Origin of the sequence: Anaerobacillus sp. MEB173, assembly GCF_052119505.1 — a bacterium.
In the GTDB taxonomy this organism is placed as follows: Bacteria; Bacillota; Bacilli; order Bacillales; family JBJMAU01; genus JBJMAU01.
Genome location: NZ_JBJMAU010000001.1, coordinates 123,576 through 141,548, shown reverse-complemented (window position 1 = coordinate 141,548; position 17,973 = coordinate 123,576). Strand labels below are relative to the sequence as shown.

Annotated in this window: 16 protein-coding genes and 1 riboswitch; of the genes, 3 read left to right on the top strand and 13 right to left on the bottom strand. The window is 37.6% G+C overall.

The features are described from left to right. Positions 1 to 157: 157 nt before the first annotated feature. The 4 genes from ACJ2A9_RS00650 to msrA form a co-directional block, all read right to left on the bottom strand. Entirely contained in the window at positions 158 to 1,114 is a 957-nt protein-coding gene (locus ACJ2A9_RS00650) for a HEAT repeat domain-containing protein (protein ID WP_441419672.1), read from the bottom strand. A 102-nt stretch (positions 1,115 to 1,216) separates the two neighbouring features. Further along, entirely contained in the window at positions 1,217 to 3,592 is a 2,376-nt protein-coding gene (locus ACJ2A9_RS00645) for a polyprenyl synthetase family protein (protein ID WP_441419671.1), read from the bottom strand. An 88-nt stretch (positions 3,593 to 3,680) separates the two neighbouring features. Next, positions 3,681 to 4,826: a CapA family protein gene (locus ACJ2A9_RS00640; protein WP_441419670.1), complete on the bottom strand. Its 1,146-nt coding sequence runs from the start codon at positions 4,824 to 4,826 to the stop codon at positions 3,681 to 3,683. A gap of 303 nt (positions 4,827 to 5,129) precedes the next feature. Further along, positions 5,130 to 5,594, bottom strand: a complete 465-nt coding sequence (gene msrA, locus ACJ2A9_RS00635; protein ID WP_441419669.1) for a peptide-methionine (S)-S-oxide reductase MsrA — start codon at positions 5,592 to 5,594, stop codon at positions 5,130 to 5,132. A gap of 92 nt (positions 5,595 to 5,686) precedes the next feature. Further along, positions 5,687 to 5,800: riboswitch (SAM riboswitch) on the bottom strand. A gap of 428 nt (positions 5,801 to 6,228) precedes the next feature. On the opposite strand from msrA, the gene ACJ2A9_RS00630 reads away from it, so the two are divergent. Beyond that, a complete protein-coding gene (locus tag ACJ2A9_RS00630) occupies positions 6,229 to 6,561 on the top strand; it encodes a hypothetical protein (protein ID WP_441419668.1) in 333 nt (110 codons plus the stop codon). Positions 6,562 to 6,889: 328 nt separating this feature from the next. Then, positions 6,890 to 7,966, top strand: coding sequence for a metallophosphoesterase (locus ACJ2A9_RS00625; protein WP_441419667.1), 1,077 nt, complete (start codon positions 6,890 to 6,892; stop codon positions 7,964 to 7,966). Positions 7,967 to 8,257: 291 nt separating this feature from the next. On the opposite strand, the gene ACJ2A9_RS00620 is transcribed toward ACJ2A9_RS00625, so the two are convergent. Continuing rightward, complete coding sequence (locus tag ACJ2A9_RS00620; protein ID WP_441419666.1) at positions 8,258 to 8,953, bottom strand: OmpA family protein; 696 nt, start codon at positions 8,951 to 8,953, stop codon at positions 8,258 to 8,260. Further along, on the bottom strand, positions 8,946 to 10,772 hold the full coding sequence (locus tag ACJ2A9_RS00615) for a MotA/TolQ/ExbB proton channel family protein (RefSeq protein ID WP_441419665.1): 1,827 nt from the start codon (positions 10,770 to 10,772) through the stop codon (positions 8,946 to 8,948). The genes ACJ2A9_RS00620 and ACJ2A9_RS00615 overlap by 8 nt, the downstream gene beginning before the upstream one ends. 259 nt (positions 10,773 to 11,031) lie before the next feature. On the opposite strand from ACJ2A9_RS00615, the gene ACJ2A9_RS00610 reads away from it, so the two are divergent. After that, positions 11,032 to 11,238, top strand: coding sequence for a hypothetical protein (locus ACJ2A9_RS00610; RefSeq protein WP_441419664.1), 207 nt, complete (start codon positions 11,032 to 11,034; stop codon positions 11,236 to 11,238). A gap of 124 nt (positions 11,239 to 11,362) precedes the next feature. Here the strand turns inward: ACJ2A9_RS00610 and ACJ2A9_RS00605 are convergent, their stop codons facing one another. From ACJ2A9_RS00605 to ACJ2A9_RS00575, 7 genes are all read right to left on the bottom strand, one after another. Next, a complete protein-coding gene (locus tag ACJ2A9_RS00605; RefSeq protein WP_441419663.1) occupies positions 11,363 to 12,256 on the bottom strand; it encodes a 50S ribosomal protein L11 methyltransferase in 894 nt (297 codons plus the stop codon). Positions 12,257 to 12,801: 545 nt separating this feature from the next. Next, positions 12,802 to 13,038: a carboxymuconolactone decarboxylase family protein gene (locus ACJ2A9_RS00600; RefSeq protein WP_441419662.1), complete on the bottom strand. Its 237-nt coding sequence runs from the start codon at positions 13,036 to 13,038 to the stop codon at positions 12,802 to 12,804. A gap of 760 nt (positions 13,039 to 13,798) precedes the next feature. Continuing rightward, positions 13,799 to 14,008 carry a hypothetical protein gene (locus ACJ2A9_RS00595; protein WP_441419661.1) on the bottom strand — a complete coding sequence of 70 codons (210 nt, stop codon included), beginning with the start codon at positions 14,006 to 14,008 and terminating at the stop codon, positions 13,799 to 13,801. Between the two features lie 46 nt (positions 14,009 to 14,054). After that, positions 14,055 to 15,026 carry a glycerophosphodiester phosphodiesterase family protein gene (locus ACJ2A9_RS00590; RefSeq protein WP_441419660.1) on the bottom strand — a complete coding sequence of 324 codons (972 nt, stop codon included), beginning with the start codon at positions 15,024 to 15,026 and terminating at the stop codon, positions 14,055 to 14,057. 97 nt (positions 15,027 to 15,123) lie between these two features. Continuing rightward, on the bottom strand, positions 15,124 to 16,023 hold the full coding sequence (locus ACJ2A9_RS00585; protein ID WP_441419659.1) for a VOC family protein: 900 nt from the start codon (positions 16,021 to 16,023) through the stop codon (positions 15,124 to 15,126). 344 nt (positions 16,024 to 16,367) lie between these two features. Further along, the gene (locus ACJ2A9_RS00580; protein WP_441419658.1) at positions 16,368 to 16,622 is read right to left on the bottom strand and encodes a hypothetical protein; all 255 of its coding nucleotides are present in this window, start codon (positions 16,620 to 16,622) and stop codon (positions 16,368 to 16,370) included. 28 nt (positions 16,623 to 16,650) lie between these two features. Then, a complete protein-coding gene (locus ACJ2A9_RS00575) occupies positions 16,651 to 17,943 on the bottom strand; it encodes a Glu/Leu/Phe/Val family dehydrogenase (protein ID WP_441419657.1) in 1,293 nt (430 codons plus the stop codon). Positions 17,944 to 17,973 lie beyond the last annotated feature (30 nt).

Genomic DNA, 17,973 nt, shown 5'->3' with positions numbered 1-17,973 from the left:
TACTTATTTTTCCAATAACGGAACCAACGTTGATGGTTGAGCCTCCTACAGTGTTAACTTTTGTTTGTTTTTATTATCTCTTTCTAATTAGATTATAGCATACGAATTGTACGAAATGTGTGGCTATTACGTGAATTAGACTTGATTGTGGCGACGATTAAGTATTAGATTTAATCCATTCTTGTTCATTTTCAAAAAGGTGGTTCCATTTATTTTTTACGATCCAATCCAGTGCAGTAGCTACCTCTTTATTGTTTTTAAACTGCAGTATAAATTGCAGAATGTTTACAACGTCCGAACCTTTAACTGTTCCGGGCTTAAGTTTACGCTTTGTCTTCACAATTGTTTTTAGCCGTTCGATTAAAATCCCGATGACACTTTCGTCACCATGCTCAAGAACCGCATATAACGCATTTAATTTCACATCACGGGACCTGTCCTTTAATGCCTGAATATAGATCGGCAAGAATTTCTTTCCGCCTACGACTTTAACAGTGGCTAGCGCTGATGATCGAACATCGCCTTTTTCATGATGTAAAAACGTTTCGATCATTTCTAAAACGTTAGTAGAATGAATTTTTCTTAATGATCCCAACAGTGCGCTGATTTCATATTGATCTTTGGCATTTTTTAATTTGTCGAGTAAAAGAGACTCTACCTCTTCTTTCGGATAGTTACCTAACATTTTGATTACCATATCTCTCACTTGCCAACGGTTATCTTCAACCAATACTACGATTTTGCTCAGATTGGGGATGTATTCATTTCGATTTAGATAAAAAAGTAAACCATCACCCAATATATCTTTATCCGTTTCCTTAGCTAAGCGGTCTGCAAAATAGTCAAAGATTTCTCGGTGATCTGTATTGATCGCAAGCTGCTCAAGGATATAATAAGACTTTCTTCTGACGGCCTTGTCTTGTGCTTTATTTGAAGAATATTGTTCAATGATTTGTTGTAAAGGTTGAATGAATTTTGGGTTTGCTAATGTAGCTGCTTCCTTGTAAGCCTGATCCGAAACAACATACATCGAACCACCAGCCTCAGGAACATCTTCAAGAGTACGATCGAGCATTCTTTCAATTAGATTTAATAAGTAATCGTCTGTATTCATATTAGCCTCCGAATCAATATATTCCTCTATATCATTTTTAGTATGTACTTAATTTTAAAAAAGCTCAGACTTTTATCTGAGCTTCTTCACTATGTCAGACCATTAATGATCCCGATTCACGATATAATTCATTACATGCTTTAAGAAGGCAGTCCTGCGCGGGACTTTTTGCAGCGCTTCAATCGCAGAACAGTAATGGTCCCACATCGCCTTTTTGGCACCTTCGACTCCTAGGATCGAAACAAATGTTGAATTATTGTTCTCTCCATCCTTTCCAGGCGTTTTCCCGAGTAAAAGAACATCGCCTTCAACATCTAACAGGTCATCTTTAATTTGAAAGGCAATGCCGGCATGATGTGCAAAAGCTTTCAACGCTTTAATTTCTGTATCATTAGTATTGGCAAGAATCGCTGGCATAACAAGGGAAGCTTCAAATCCGATTCCTGTTTTGTAAAAACACATGATATTCAATTCCTCAAGCGTCAATCGTTTCCCTTTCGAATCTAAGTCCATGAGCTGGCCTTTGCACATGTCCGCCGTTCTTCGGGTTGAATATTGAATTAAGCGGAGTACCGATTTTGCATCAAATTGATGAAGGGAAGCTTGTTCCTCGACAGCCTTCTGAGTGAGAAAAAGACCAGTAAGTTCAGCTGTTGCCACATTATATATGTTGTGTAAAGTTGGTCGGCCTCTTCGAATTGAAGCATTATCCTGAGATGGCAAGTCATCATATATGAGTGATGCTGTATGCATATATTCCAACGATTTTAATAGAGGTACGACTGCTTCCTGATCAAAGCCATATTCATTAACCGCCATCATCCAAGTCATTATTGGTCTTAGTCGCTTACCGTCCCCTTCAAGGCTGTAATTTGCTGCATCTGTAATAGGCTCTTGCAAGTCCAGGCTACTAGAATGCTTTGGAATCGCTAGTGTGCTGTTAATTTGAAATCGTACCGTTTCGACAGTCTCGAAAAATTGCTCCCTCTCCATCTTTTCATTTCTCAAAATTGTAATGACGTGGTCTCTAAGCAGCTTATCGAAAAAATCAACATCAACTGCTTTATGTACCATATGCTGGATGAGAGAGTTGAAAGATGGCATTTGACCAGTAAATAACTGCATGATTTCGTAGTATTTTGAAGCTCCAAGTCGTTCCAAGCAACGTTTTAAACCGTTTATCGCCCGATCCAGGATAACTTCACGTGTCATATCATCAGAATGATAGACATGATGAATCAAGTGGGAGATTACCGCCCAATATAATTCAAACGGATTGATCAGATCATTACGCACAGTAGAATATTTTAAGTAATACGTATACGGTGTGACTCGTTCTTCTTTCAAGTCATCAAACATATCCGTAAAATCATCGGCCAGCTGATTGTATAGGCCGTAATAAAATGTTCGGCTGTCAATGTCCTCATCCTCAGGAGCATTAATCAAAGACCGGACAATTAAGCGTGAGGATGCCGACTTTAAAATACTTGGTATGTAAATCTCTTCATTACTATAATGAGAATTTGCTAGATTCTTATCTCGGTCAACCTCTTGAGATTGAAAAAATACATACGCTTGCTCGTAAAAATGGTTCCGCGACTCCGGACTTTGACAAGCAGTAATATATTCAAAGGCATCACGCAGCTCTGAATGGATATATATCATTAAATCCTTGTTAGTTCCTGTCCAATATCCAAGTTCTCGGACCGAACCAGTAAGCAGTGTGGAACGGATGAAAGTAGAATATTGCTTTTTCTCATCATGAGATAGAACGTTCGCATCAAGAAGATCATCAATGAATGGATACGTGATTCCATATGCATAGCCAAGTCGAATTGCTGTTTCAAGCTTCTGTGTGCGTTTTTGTGAAGAAGTTCCCTCATCCATTTCTTCTAGTTCATGCATCAAGACACCGGCAATAATTTTGATAAGTTTTCGCTGGGCATCTTCGGCATCCATCCCTTCTGGAAGGCGAGAAGCAACAGTTTTTAATTTGCTCATGAGCCAAATCATCGTCGATTCAAGCCTTTCTTTTTGAGCAAATCGGTACAGCGAAGCAATGCTGTATGATTCGTTTTTTTCACTGGCTATTGCTGAAATAAGGTGATGCTTTAGTTTATTAACTGCCCGAGTAATCCTCTCCTGTGTAGCAGGTGTTCCCAAATCCTTTCCTAGATCACGCATAAAAATATAGGAGATACTCCGTTCCAAATACCGATCCAACTTCCCAGTGACATTCAACCATTTGATGTAACTGTAGTACGTTTTAGAGTCCTGTTTTTCATTTCGTCGTGACAACAATGAAAACAATGAACGACGGCGGATATGCTCTTTTTCCCATGATTTGAAATCGATTGTTAATGTTTCGATATAACTCTTGTCAATGACTTGAGCATAAAGCGCTTTGTAATATTTCGTTGCCTTCTCCTCAGCAAGCTTATAGTAAGCATCTTCGTTTTGTAGTAACTCCTCATTCATACAATTCAGTACCTTTCCTCATGGTCTCTTTTCTCTATTTGTATGCAAGTTGAATCATTCTAAGTCAAAAAGGATTAGCCATCACGGATCAATGCACAATAGGCAAAAACTCACCATGTTCCGTCCATGTCCCGCCTTCTGATAAGGAGGAAAGTCGCTGCATGATGACTTTAGTTTCTTGTTCATCAGCTTGCCAAACTGCACCTTGGTCAATAGTCATTGGGTACACTTTTGCCGACTGTGCACCTTCTTCATCAATTGCTACTTGCAAGACTGCACTTTGTCTGGCAGTCTCTACTGAACTTGTTGTAAAAATAAAATTACCTAAACTGTAGGCAATCAGCTTCCCATTATAATATTCAAGCCCTTGCAACACATGAGGATGAGCACCAATTACCAAATCGACGCCTAAGTCGATCAATGTATGAGCCATTTCCCTGTCAGACGTACGAGGATAGTCCGCTAACTCTTCACCCCAATGCATATAAACTATCGTTATGTCAGATGCATGAACTGCTTGTGAAGCAACATCATATACTCGCTCGACTTGATAACCACTTGCTAAACCAGGCTGATTCTCTCCGGCATACCAAGAAACTGCTGGTAACACTGAACTAAACCCTAGAAAAGAAATCGTCTTTCCTCTGACTGTCACTTGTTTTGCCCTGTATGCTTCAGCTTCGTTCATTCCACCACCTACATAGACAATCCCTTCCTCAGTAAGGTGATGTAATGTATCCGTAAATGCCTCAATTCCGTAATCCAAACTATGATTATTGGCGACAGTAACAAGATCAACTCCTGCCCATTTCATTCCTTTGATAAGGTTAGGATGACTTTGAAACGCATAACTTTTATTTGAAGCTACCCCTTTTTCACTTACAGCTGTTTCAAGGTTAACCATGGCAATGTCACTTTCCTCAAGATATGGTTTTGCCTGTTCCCACGAATATTGATAGCCATACTCTTCTATGTAAGGAGCGACTTTCCCGGCAGCCATCGTATCCCCTGCAAATGAGAATGTAATTGGTAGGGCGGGTTCCTGTTCACTTTCTGTTACAGGTACTGTATCCTGCTCTTTCCGATGATCTTGCTCAGCTGTTTTTTCTTCTTCGGTGCCGTTTGCTGGTGCTTCCACATCATATTCAGTCTCTTCCTCACTATGATTTGTACATGCTGTTATGATTGAAATAAGCACAATTGCAATTACGGTTAAATACCATTTCTTGTTCATAGTTCTCCCCCAAATTGATTAATAGACCAATTTCGACAAAACGATATTTCAAAAAGCGATAGAGTGTACTGATGATGAAATTCAGTTCTGTCATTTAAGATTTCTACTTTTCTGCTTGAATTTACCATATTGATAGATTAGTGTCCAATTGCCGGAAAAGCGCAGGTGCTGGAGCTGGACAATTAAAAAAAGGATACCTCAAAGTAAATCTCTCCTCGATTGTTACAAAACATAGATGCGGCAACATCTATATTTTCGAGGGGATTTTGCTTTGTTTCAAGGCATCCTATACTCTATCTATTATTAAATTCCGCAAGCTAGCGTTCCGTTTTTTTGGAAATACTTCTGATGATATTCTTCTGCTTGATAAAACTCTTTTGCTGGAGAAATTTCAGTCACGATTTTTTTACTGCTTTTCTGATTTAGCTTAGATTTTATCCTCGCTGCTACTTCTAGTTGTTGAAGGTTTTGAAAGAAAATAACAGAACGATATTGCGTTCCTACATCGATACCTTGACGGTTCATTGTAGTCGGATTGTGGCATTCAAAAAATTTTATGACTAGCTCTTCGTACGAAATTTTCCACGGATTGTACCAAATCTCGATAGCCTCAGCATGTCCTGTTGTCCCTGTTTTTACTTCCTCGTATGATGGACTCTCAACATGTCCGCCTGTATACCCTACTCTTGTTTCTTCCACTCCGCGAATCCCTTCAAAAAATGCTTCAACACCCCAAAAACAACCTGCTCCAAATACTGCTTTTTCCATTTATTCTCGCTCCTTTTTTTGAGCGATAAAGCTTCCTTCCATAAGAAAAACCTCTCTAAATAGTAGAGAGGTTATCGTATATGTATACGATCCTCTCATCTCCCAAGGTTACAAACCTTGCAGGAATTAGCACCGTTTAAATCAATCATTGATTTAATGGTTGCCGGGTTTCAAAGGGCCAGTCCCTCCACCACTCTGGATAAGAAGTCTATCGCTAGAATTTTTATTTGTTGTATTGAATTTTATATGATCCATTATTATTTTGCAAGTCTTTTTATATGTGCAAAACTTTTTTTATAAATAATTTCTACAATGTAAGCATTTACAACGACAAAACTTTCATGAACTAATATTCCTATTACACATTTTCAACCCCCACAATAAATACGTCATCCCCTATTTAAACCGCATTCTCAAAGGCTTTAATGGACATGTAGATCGACTTCCTCCCTAATTTATTATTAAAAGTGAGATGAGTAACATTATATTATCGACAATTTCCAAAAAATGAAGTCGAAAAAAAGGCATTGAATCATTGTACATAGTGAGTTAATATAAACATCGTTCAGTGATTGTTACTATTTTACAATCAGAAAAAAATTACGATGAAAACATTTTGAAAGGATGAGTATTGTTGTTAATTACAGAAGTGGTAGCACACAAAGGAACTGAGGAAGCGTTAAAAGAAAAGCAATTTATGGTCAAGGAAATTTTGGAGTCAGAAGAGCTTAGCCATGGTTTACAAAACCCTGATCTTATCATTCTCTATGAAAAGGTAGAATGGAGAAAAATTGTTTTTCTAAAAGAAACAAATGGTATTGTCGAAAATAAAGTGAAAACTGAAGAGTTTGTTAAAATTATTAAAAATGAAAAAAACTCCTCCTCATCAAAATGTCTTAAAGTATACTTATTAAGCGAAGAACAAACACTGAATTCGGTTATTAAGGAAATTCAACGTAATTATTAATTTTTTTACTCGTGCACCTAAGACAACAAACATCAATTGATACGATACTCAACGGGAATGTCTCACTAGTGACAGCTCTCCTCAAATACATCACTATGCTGTACGGCTGATATGGTGGTTTGAGGGACTGCACTAATAAGGCATTCCCTTCTTAGATACAATAACCTCCCTATTCTTCAAAAACTTCTAAATTATTTTAAAACTACCCACAAATTGTTCCCGAGCTTTATCCAATGATCAAGTTGGCATGTTGCTGCAAATTTATTGACATTGACCAACGGGTCAGATAGTATGTAGGAAATATTTTTCTACAGAGGAGTATAAATTTGTGTCGATTAGAGTCATGATTTTTCTTTTCATTTATTTTATTCTAAGCTTTTATGTTGCCTACAATGGCTGGGCATGGTTAAAAAAAGTCTATGGATTTCGCTATAAAAAAACATATTTTCTCGTCATGTTTTTTATTTCAATTTCATTTTTCCTTACGCGGATGATCGTCGTTCCTGGTCTTAGTTGGGTCGCATACGGTTGGCTTGTGATGTTTGCTTATGGACTTGTCCTTTTTCCTGTTATGAATTTGATTTACTTTTTGACGAAAAAAAGAGCGATAAAGTGGTTAGGATTTGGCGTTCTTTCCTTTTATTTGTTCGTTTTTATCTATGGTTCTTACAATATGTGGAACCCTGTTGTCGTGAGTTACGATATCGAAATCGAAAAAGAGACAGAGCTTGATGAGTTAAAAGTCCTGTTAATTTCTGATATTCATTTAAGCGAAACGATCGGCAACCGTTTTTTAAACAAGTTGATCAATCTCTCAAATGAAGTTGAACCAGATATCATCTTTTTAGCTGGTGATGTGATTGACAATAGTATCGAACCGTACTTGAAACATAATATGGGAGAAATTCTTTCTGGATTACATGCCCCGATGGGTGTATATGCCGTGTTAGGAAATCATGAGTATTATGGCGGTGATATTCCAATCTTCATGGACGAAATGAATGACATAAATGTAGATGTATTAGTTGATGAGGTAACGAGTGTAGAAGACCTTTTTTACATCGTTGGTCGAAAGGATTATTCGGTTCGTGACAGAGAGAACATTGCTGATCTCACCATAGATCTAAATCAGGACATGCCAGTCTTTTTAATCGATCATCAACCGAGACAATATGACGAAGTTGCCGCTGCCGGCGTGGACTTGATGGTCTCTGGGCATACGCACAAAGGTCAATTGTTTCCAGCAAATTTAATTACAAAATCAATGTATGAAAATCATCACGGGCACCTGCAGAAAGAGCAACTCCACACGATTGTTTCCTCAGGCTTTGGCATTTGGGGACCTCCATTTCGAATTGGAAGCAGGTCTGAGATTGTTGAAATCAATGTTCGTTTTGTACATTAAATAGCCCCTATCTCCAGAGTTGAATAGGGGTTAAGTAGAATAGCAAGACCAAAGTGGACATTTGGTACGCTATTTTATTAACATATGCCTGTTTTAAACGCTCGCGGACATGAGGTACTTTATTTCCTCTAAAACAGTGGATTTCTACTGATTTTTGGTTGAATAACGTACCTGATGTCCGCTTAATTTTAAAATAGAGCCTTTTTGGTAGAGATAAGGGCGCTCATGTCCGCTTAGAATCCTAACTCATCACCCACACACATCTAATCCAAGTTATCTCTGTTTACATCATCACGATCCCTCTAATAACTCACGTGTTTTCTCTAGTATCTCCTCATCTTTTAAGCGAAACTTAAATTCGACGCGTCTCGATGCTTGATTGCTATAGTTCCCTGCTTCATCTGTCCGCCCGTCGGTATAGGACTTGGCGTTTACTGTTAATTTCTCTTGTAAATGCTCTTGGATATGCTTATAAGGAAAGTCCGGACTAAGAATATATTCTGCTACACTAAAGGCCCGTTTCTGTGAAAGTTCAAGATTGTACAGATAGCTGCCAATGCGGTCAGCATGGCCTTCGATAATGATTTCAGAAATATAATCCTCATAACCGCTTTCAAGTAACACATTCAAATAGGCAGGGACAAACTCATCCAAAAACTGAAACGCCTCTGGCTTTAACACATCATCATTAAACTCAAACAAAATATCTGTATTAAAGATCATTGCACCCGTTTTCTCATCAATCTCAACTTTCAGTGTAGAATCGCTGAATTCTTCATTTAAATCTTGAATTAAATCCACTCTGACCCCCATGATTTGATCAATCGTCTTTTTCATCTCTTCAATTTGAAACGATTTTATCACCATCATAATAATAAAAATGAGGATAAAGCAAAGTAAAATCGCTGTTAATAAATCCGTAAACGACGGCCAGAAATGACCTTCCTCCTGCTCACCATGAAATAATTTTCTATATTTTTTAATCATTGCTTCCAACCCTTACTCTTGTCGTTGGTCTCACTAATCCTTGAGATATGGCCTGAAGGTGCCGGTTTAACTGTTGAATTTCATGGTTTAACTCATTGACCGTTTGATGCATATAACGGGCACTGCGTTGTTGGTTCTCTTCTGACATTTCCCCAATCTGTTTAAATTCCTTTTTAATCGCATCATTCATCTGAATGACATACTCACCAATATTACGGCTAACTTTATCGAGCCGGTCACCAAGCGTTCCCTCTAAATTACTGACATACCTAGTCAGAGTATCCTTAAGTATACCTACACTTGACTCGATTTGATGTTCCCTATGCTGAAACGAATCTGTCATCTGTGAGAGTGTGCGATTGATTTCCTGAAGCAATTGCTGATTTTTCATCCCGGCTTGCTCAAAAGAACGTGACGCATCTTGTACATGTCTTTCAAATGCATGTGATTCTGCGGCATGATTTTTTATATGGGTATTAAACTCATGATTAAATTCCTTCAACTCATCAAGACGCCCCGATAGAAGGCTTTTATATTCTCCTTGAGCAATGTGAATCATTTCTAACGCCTCAGGCAGTCGAACGATCGAATTGCCAAGTCGGTCAAAGTCATTCTTCAATGCTCGTAAATGTGTTGCTATGCCAGTAAGCTTTGAGCTTACATCAGAACCGAAAATTCGTTCAAATTGTTGATTGTTTTCCTTCATTAACGTCACAAGCTGCTCGCTTTGGGCCGTTGTCCGCTCAAATGCACCATAAATCGATTCCTGCCGTTCAGAAACCGAGTTAAAAAAGTCTTTTAATTCGATAACTGAGCCCTGAAACTGATTCAATGTTTCAGTCTGAGATTTTGCTAATTCATCTACTTTTTTATACGTTTCCGTAAAAGCGGCAGTCATTCGTTCGTTTCGCTGATCCATTTTATAAAAATAAGAGAATAAGTGGTCAAAATTTTTATTAAGCTTACTAACCCCTTTATCAAAGCCTTCTGTTAATTCTTTAATACTGTTAAAAATCACTGAAAAATGATTAAGGTTTTCTGTTAAGCCTTCATTAAACTTCGACAAATCTTTTGCTGATTGTTGCAAGCCCACCGTATACTCTTGGAACCCTTGAAACGACTGAACGATATTTTGCAGCGATTCCTGATTGCTTTCCCTCAGCTGAACAATCGAGGAATTAATCGTTTCCGATACATCAATTAGGCGAGTCATCGGGTCTTGTTCGTTCTCTTCTAAATAGGACTCTGTTTTTAGCATAATATCCGTTAATAAATATTCGGTATTGGCGATTTTTGTCACGACCGTCATGATGAGCGATAGTCCCATCCCGGCGATACTTGTATAAAATGCTACATCAATCCCAGCAAGTACAAGCGCTACATTCTCAACAAGCTGATCCCCTGTTGAATCAATACTGCCAAGAGACATTGCCAGCCCTATAAATGTCCCTAACACCCCAACTAATATAAAGACAGAGACCGTCATCTGAATCATTTTAATCAAACTAACGACTGGAACGTTGAACACACGCCAGCTTGAGAACTTTTTTTGTACAAATGTCTCGACCTTCACCGCTTCCTGCTTCGTTTTTTGTTCATATTCTTCTTGAAACCTGTTTAACGGAGCAATATCCAATGAATTTGTCTGACCAATATAATTTCGTATTCCTCTCAACTTATTAAACAGTGCAAAATGAAGGACGAGAGCAACTACAAATGTGACAAATAACACCGTGAAAATCAATTCGATCAACGGATTAGATAGAATAGATTGAGCTTGCTCTTCACTTGTAAAAAATCGTAGAATTGCTTCAATCATGATGAATCCCCCTAAAGTTCATTCTTCGCTTGTCACGTCTAACTTTGTTAATAGCTATTCATTCGTTGGACAAAACATGCATAAAGCACGGCGATTTTACTATTTTTCCGCAACAATAAAGAAATGTCGAAATTTATTTTTGGAATTTTCAAAAAATATTCAAGAATTTGCCTAATTAGCTTCTAAAAATGTTATATAATGAATTCGAAGGGAGGATCAATCATACTTAACTATATACAGTGAAGGGAGGGAAATTATAATGTCACTCATCGACTATGAAGACTTCTATAGAATTTGTTGTGATTGGAAAACAGATGTGATGACTGAAAAAATCATTGTCACTCATTATAAAACCAACATCATGGCCAATAAGGTTCCAAACCAAACTCCGATGCACCTAAATTATATTGAAGAAATAGCAGAAAATGAAGCAAAGAACGATAATAAAGATATATTACTCGTCTAAAAAAATAACTTGAAAATGGCAGGGAAGACACAATGAATTTACAGCAAGAAGACAAAATATAACCCCTTGTTTGATCTATTACCTAGACAACAAGGGGTTATTTATGATTGAGAACGATATTACGTTATTTCTTCGTCACGTATGCAGTAAGCCATTCATCTGATTGAACAATTTCTTCAACTGTATAGCCTTCTTCTTCATAAGGTGCTAATGATTCTTTATAATTCCACTCAACCATGCCAGATACAATCAAATTTCCATTTGAAGCCAGATGGGAATCAATGAAAGGTCGCAGCTTTTTGATTTCATTTCCAGCGATATTTGCAAAAATCCAGTCAAACTTTTCATCTAGATTGAAGGACGAACTCAATACATCCCCTTGTATCACTGATATACATTTTTCAACGTTATTTAAACGGGCATTATACATGACTTCGTCCTTGACATCTTCAATATCAACAGCCACTACCTCTTCTGCCCCAACGAGTGCTGCGGCAATACTTAACAGGCCAGCTCCCGTTCCTAAGTCTAATACCCTTTTTTCAGCCATCGATTCTCTTAAAATCATTCTGAGGCAATCTTGGGTTGTCCCATGCAAGCCTGATCCAAATGCTCTTGGCGGCTCAAAATGAATGATGTTCCCGTTCGCGTCAACGTCTTCCTCTGACTGTGTAGGCTTGATGAACCAGCCATTATTTAAATCAATCACTGGAAAAGGCTGCTGCCACTCCTGAGCTTCAATAAATTGATAGGATATCTCCTCAGTCTTCACCTCTAAAATAACTGCGATTTCCCCTCTTACATTTTCAACATCGATTGATTCTTTGTCTGCCTCTTCCAAAAAGACTTTCAAATCAACATTCGTGTCGTGAATCTCATGAAATCCATAGCCGTTTTCCTCAGTATATGGTTCAATCGGTTGATCGTAATATAAATTGTAATAATCATGAAAATTAAGCTTTTCGATCGCCATATCCACTTCTTCTAATGGCACCGTTATCGTAAACTCATGTAACAAATAACATCATCCTATCCTTCAATTCTTCTCAAGTTCTCTAGTGTCAGGCACTGCAAATAGACAAAAGGACCGGAAATGTCCACGTGCGGTGACAGACACCAACGTCTTTTATGTAAGGTTTTCGTATAAATTTTAGCTTATTTTATTATTCTTTTCTAGTGTCTGACACTGCAAAAAGACAAATGCATTGGAAATGTCCACGTGCGGTGACAGACACCAAAAAAGCTGCAGAATGTCAAACTCACATTCAGCAGCTCTTACTCTCTTACTTAAAATTCAAGATCGAGAAACCTGTTCATTCTCCCGACTCCGGTAAAAAATGAGATACACATCATTAATTCTATTAATTCACTTTCTGAGAAATACTCTTTTAATTTTGTAAGTATAGCATCCTTGCCATCAATATTATTGAGTGCCATTTTATCAGCTAAACTTAGACAAAGAACTTCAAGCTCTGTTAAGTCAGCATTTTGGTAGTCTTCTACTTTTTGTAATGTTTCTTCAGTTAGCCCTAGTCGCTTGACCCAAGCGATTCTGGCACTTTGTCAGTACCCACATTCTCCCGCAATAGCTATCCGGTAACGAATCATTTCTTTGAGGACTGGATCAATTTCCCCTTTCCAAAGTGCACCATAATATTGAAGAAATGCTTGCATGAATTCAGGATTATGGGCATAAGTTTGAAGCATATTGCTGCTGCCTGATCCTTTTTTTGATTTTTCAAATACAGTTTTCAGCTCTTCTGTGACGTCATTATCAGATAAAGGTGGAATAATCGGCAATAAAAACCCTCCTCTCATTTCATACTTATTCTACCATATTTTTTAGAATATTCATAAATTTAGTGACAGACACCACAAAAAGACAAAAGCAGTTGAAATGTCCTCGAGCGGTGACAGACACCAAAAAAACCACCAAAAAACTCTAGCTATTTCCAGCTAGAGTTTTTTGGTGGTTAACACCTTAGGAGACCCAACCATTCTTAACATCACATTGTATACTATGTGCTTTAGTTCAATCACTGTAAAAAACATTAATTTGATTGATTTATAAAGCCTCGGCTTGTGATGTTGTTCGTTCCGTAGGTTGCTTGTAATTCGTTTCAACTAATACTTCCTTTCTCGAAATTACATTCCTTACATCACGATAGATTTGATTGAAATTCATTCTTTTCTTAAAGTCTATGATAGACTTACTTTGCTCATTCATCCATGGACTTTTTGCCCCGTACTAATAGTTGTTAAAGTATTCCTTTTTAACTTCTATTAGCTTGCATTGGTATTCGTTATTTAGTTGTAGTAACGGAACCAACGTTAGATGGTTGAGCCTCCTAGTGTGTTAACCTTTATTTTTTATTATCTCTTTCTACTTAGATTATAGCATAGATATGAGTACAGAATTTTGAACAATTTTTGAATTCAAATCAGAGAAATGCCTCTCAAAAGTAACAGCTCTCCTCAGCTTTTTTAAATAGCCGAGGTAACTGTTACTTTGCTTTTGAGATTCTACTATTTTTAACATGTCCTCATCTTTCTTTACCTATCATTCATCCTCGATAAGCCGAGCAACATTACCGTTACATGTTTTGCATTTTCCTTTTAGTAAAAGACCGAATTCATCATCATGAAGTGTGTAATCTACAATCGTTGTGACCCCGCAAGAAGAGCAAAACACATTATCAAGCAATTGTTGCTGAACGGGTTTAGGCAGTTGATTCCATTTCTTAGCCGCATTAAAGTTTATAACTGACATGATATCCTCCTCGTTGTTCGATACTGCAATCATAACATATCCATATTTAATTATATTCCGGTGCAATAATATCAATTCGGTTTGTCCAAATACCGCCAGTATAGTTTCCAGGCAGTCGTTTAAGGTCCTCTACTGAATCAAACCCTTCTGACCACCCACCATCACCTGCTACGACAATAACCCTAGTATCGACGGACTCCATACGGTATAAGAATTTATTCGGCCATCCCCATAACCAAGGGGCAATGGATTCAGGAATGTGTACTTGTGTTTTACTACAAGCATTTGGTACCTTTCCCGTCCATCCATAAGCGAAATATGATAATAAACAGCTCTTTAGTGTTTCTTTTGACATTACTCTAGTTACGAGCAGTGATTCTTTAACTGCTTCAATTGGCGCATCTCCACCATAGACCGTAATAAGACTTTGTTGCTCTTCAGGTAATGTAGAGAGATACTGTGCAAGTTGAACTCCTTCTTCAAAATCATTACTTTTTATATGGATTAGAAAAGAATGTTCCGGAAAATGAGATAACACTTCTCCCATGCTTGGCATTAACCCGATTCCTTCCCCTCGAAATGGATAGCTCTGACCATCATCTGCCGTATAACCATAACCAATATCAAGCTGCTTTAATTGTTCCATTGTATATTCTGCCGGCTCACCGGATGCATCTGTCCGACAATCGAGTGTCCAATCATGGAAAACAGCAAATTGTCCATCCTTTGTCGGCCGAATATCAAATTCCACCATATCTGCCCCAGACTCAAAGGCAGCTGCAATTGAAGGAATTGTATTCTCTAAGTACGGATGCTCTGGCTCAAATATTCGCTCCGCTGTACACGTGTCCCCTTCGATCCCTTCCATACTAAATGTTTGAGCTAGTCCCCGATGTGCCAGTAGAAGAGGTTCCCCGCTTCGCTTTTTCATAAAAAGATTACTATTATTAACAAAAATAAATAGTGATAATAGTACTAAAAATAAAATAAGCCTCTTCCATGCCTTTTTAAATTTCACTTCGTTTCCCCCGTTAAAAAATTTGATAAAGAAATATTCTGTCAATCATTTAGTATAATTCGTCTCCATATTCCCGATGAATCATTTTACAGGTGTCCTACATCTTATATACTTCTTCTAACTTCTCTATATCAATCTTCTTCATTTGCAGCATCTCTTGTGCAACTCTTCCTGCTTTTTCTTTGTCTGGGTCCTGCAGCATACGCGGTAAAGCTGTTGGAACAACTTGCCATGATAGCCCATACTTATCTTTCAACCAGCCACATTGCTCTGCTTCAGGTACAGCCGATAACTTTTCCCAATAGTGGTCCACTTCTTCTTTCGTATCGCAATTAATACTAAAAGAAATCGCCTCATTAAATGTAAACTTATGATCATGAGCGCTGTCCATTGCCGCAAATTTATTTCCTGCAAGTGTGAAATCAGCGTACATCACCGTACCTTCTTTGTCTGGAAATTGGTTAGCTCCATAATGTGCAACATTTCCAATCGTTGAATCTTCAAAAACTGATACATAGAAAGTAATCGCTTCTTCCGCTTTGCCACAATTATCACCAACAAACATCATTGACGGAACAATTGTTTGCTCTTCTGTTCCAGCAGCATAAATAAGCTGCCAGGACACCCCATACTTATCTATTAACCAACCGTATCTTTCACTAAATGGATATTCATTAATTGGCATCAATGCATTTCCGCCATCAATCAACTTCGACCAAAGTTCATCTACCTCATCTTTCGCAGGGCAATTGACGATAAAGGAAATTGCAGGTGTAAAGGTAAAATGTGATCCCCCATTCAGCGCTAAAAATTTGTGGCCAATAAGCTCGAATTCCACTGATAACGCACTGCCTACAGCCAAGCCTGAGATTTCAGCAGTATCTTTGCTATGACGAGCAACATGACCAACCTTAGAATGATTAAAAATCGACGTATAAAAATTCACAGCTTCTTCAGCATTATTTCCAAACCACAAACATGGAGTAATTTTTTGCATACAAACACCTTCCCATTTCGAAAATTATGTAATCCAAACGTATAAATACTGTGTTCAGTTTTTACCAAGTAAAATTAAAATAAAACAACGACATGATCTTTTTGATTTTGTGTGGTAACTTAATTTTATCAGAAGTTGTCCTTATTTTTATTGCAAAAATAATCAAAGCCGGTGAAATTTTACTAGTCGTAAAATTTCGCCGGCTTTTTCATTTCAGAGGTGGGTTTTGTCCCAGCCTCTCGAAAACTCACAAATCATGAATATCCACTTGTTTGATAATCATTTATAAAACCATGATGTAAATCTCTTTGTTACTAAAGTCAATATTCTTTTATCTTAATCTCTTAATCACTACCCGTTATGATTAAATCATCTTTTAAATAAGCCAATATCATATCAGAAGTAACTTTGTCTCCTTCATTAACATAAAGAGAGGTAATAATTCCACTTGCACCAATAGATACCTCTTGTAAATTACCTTCTATGGTTTTAATTAAAAATAATTTTTCCCACTCATAGATATATGAATTTTGTTTTATAAAAATTTTTTCAACGGTCCCTTTAAATGGGCTTACTACTGTATGAATATCTTGAATCATTTTAACACCTTTCCTCCATTATTTATATTTATATCCAACCTCTAAAGCGAGATGCTTCTGCCATTCTACGCACACCAACCATGTAAGCTGCTAGACGCATGTCAACTTGGTAGAGTTGTGATACATTAACGATAGTTTCAAATGAATTTACCATGATTGTGTGTAATTTTTTATCTATCTCTTCTTCCGACCAATAATACCCTTGATTGTTTTGTACCCATTCAAAATAGGAAACAGTGACTCCGCCAGAACTAGCTAAAACATCTGGTACTAAAAATACATCACGTTCTGTTAAAATTTTTGTTGCTTCTATTGTTGTAGGTCCATTTGCAGCCTCAACGACAACCTTTGCCTTTATTTCATGAGCGTTTTCGACTGTAATTTGATTAGAGATGGCAGCAGGTACTAAAATATCGCATTCAGACTTAAGAAGTTCTTTATTGCTAATTGTAGTATTAAATAACTTTGTAACAGTTCCAAAACTATCACGTTTACTTAACAAGTAATCGATGTCAAGTCCTGCTTGATCATATAAAGCACCATACGCATCTGAGATTCCAACAACTATAGCCCCGGCATCATGGAGGAATTTAGATAGGAAGCTTCCGGCGTTCCCAAAACCTTGTATAATTACACGTGAACCCTTCAAGCTCAGATTTTTTTTCTTTGCGGCTTCTTCAATACAAATGGTTACACCTTTTGCTGTAGCACTTTCTCTCCCATGTGAACCACCAAGGACAAGTGGTTTTCCAGTAATAAAACCAGGTGAATCAAATTCTCGAATGCGACTATATTCGTCCATCATCCATGCCATAATTTGTGAATTTGTAAACACATCCGGTGCTGGGATATCTTTCGTAGGGCCGACAACTTGACTTATCGCCCGAACATAACCACGACTTAACCTCTCTAATTCACCAAAAGACATATTTCGAGGATCACAAATAATACCACCTTTTCCACCTCCATATGGGAGATCGGCAATACCGCACTTTAAACTCATCCAAAGAGATAATGCTTTCACTTCTTCTTCGTTTACATCTGGGTGGAATCGTACCCCGCCTTTTGTTGGGCCAACTGCATCATTGTGTTGTGCACGGTAACCCGTAAATAGTTTCACTTTACCATCATCCATACGAACTGGTATACGTACAGTAAGCATTCTTAACGGTTCTTTAAGAAGTTCAAACATATCATCTGAATAGCCTAATTTATTTAAAGCTTCATGAACCACGCTTTGCGTAGATGTAAACAGACTTAATGCTTTTCTATCTTCATTACTTTCGGATTGAAGACGATTTAACTCCTTTGTTATACTCATCGTTGATTCCCCCTTATTTAGTTGTAATCA